Origin of the sequence: Kineococcus glutinatus, from assembly GCF_039542765.1 — a bacterium.
Lineage (GTDB): Bacteria > Actinomycetota > Actinomycetes > Actinomycetales > Kineococcaceae > Kineococcus_A > Kineococcus_A glutinatus.
In genome coordinates this window covers 1-1,019 of record NZ_BAABIL010000856.1, presented here as the reverse complement: position 1 = coordinate 1,019, position 1,019 = coordinate 1, and the positions used below count along the sequence as shown (strand labels likewise).

Sequence of the window (1,019 nt, the reverse complement as noted above, 5' to 3'; positions counted from 1 at the left end):
TGGGCGGCGCCGCTGCTGGTGGCCGCGCACCGGCAGAGCGGGCAGGTGGCGTTCCTGCTGCCGCCGGCCGCGCACGAGCTGAGCGGGCAGGTCGTCGTCACCGCCGGTTCCCGCGCGGGGGCCGTGCTGCTGCTGGGCGCGGCGGTGCTGGCGCTGGCCGCGGGCCGGTACCGGCGGCTGGCGCTGCTCGGGGCGGCGTGGGGGCTGGTGCCGCTGCCGCTGCTGTGGGCGCTGTCGCAGCTGCGGCCGTTCTGGACGACGCGGTACCTGGTGCCGACGCTGCCGGGGCTGTGCCTGCTGCTGGCGGGGGTGGCGGCGCTGGCGGTGGGGCCGCGGCTGCTGCGCGCCGGCGTGCCGGTGCTGCTGGTGGGGGCCCTGGCCGTCACGGGCCTGCCCCGGCAGGTGTCGGTGCGGGGACCGGTCGGGCACGGGGAGGACATGCGGGGCGCGGCGCGGGTGGTGGCGCAGCGGGCGCAGCCCGGGGACGCGGTGCTGTACGTGCCCGACGGGGAGTACCGCTACCGGGTCCTCGCGCAGCTGTACCCGGGGCAGCTGTCGGCGGTGCGGGACGTGGCGCTGGCGGTGGACCCGGTGCGCTCGGCGACCCTGGTGGGCCTGGAGCGGGATCCGGACGGCATCGCCGCGGCGCTGGCCGGGGCGCGGCGGGTGTGGGTGGTGGGCCGTCCCGGCGAGCTGCTGGCCGCCGGCGCGGGTGACGAGCGCAAGCTGGAGCTGCTGGGCTCGCGGTACCGGCAGGTGGACGAGGTGGAGCTGGCGGACTGGACGGTGCGGCTGTTCACCGCCCGCTGAGCCGCCCGGTCCCGCTCGCGCCGGCGGGGACGTCCGGTGGGCGGCGCGCCGCGCGTCGCGGGCGCAACGTCCCCGTCGGGGGGAGCCCACCCAGCGAGCGGGTGCGGGGGAACAGCCACCACACCAGCACCAGCAGCGACACCGGCCGGGTCAGCGCCAGCGGTGGGGTCAGCACCCGCCAGCCGCCGCGCAGGTCCGCCGCGGCCTCC

At 79.7% G+C, this 1,019-nt stretch carries 1 protein-coding gene and 1 pseudogene; one reads left to right on the top strand and one right to left on the bottom strand.

Annotated elements, in window-relative coordinates; all coding sequences use genetic code 11:
* Nucleotides 1–810: pseudogene (locus ABEB16_RS22065) on the top strand (hypothetical protein); the annotation flags it as partial.
* On the opposite strand, the gene ABEB16_RS22060 reads toward ABEB16_RS22065, so the two are convergent.
* Nucleotides 797–1,019 (bottom strand): hypothetical protein (locus ABEB16_RS22060; RefSeq protein ID WP_345714309.1); only part of this gene is annotated, 223 nt, incomplete at its 5' end. The pseudogene ABEB16_RS22065 and the gene ABEB16_RS22060 overlap by 14 nt on opposite strands.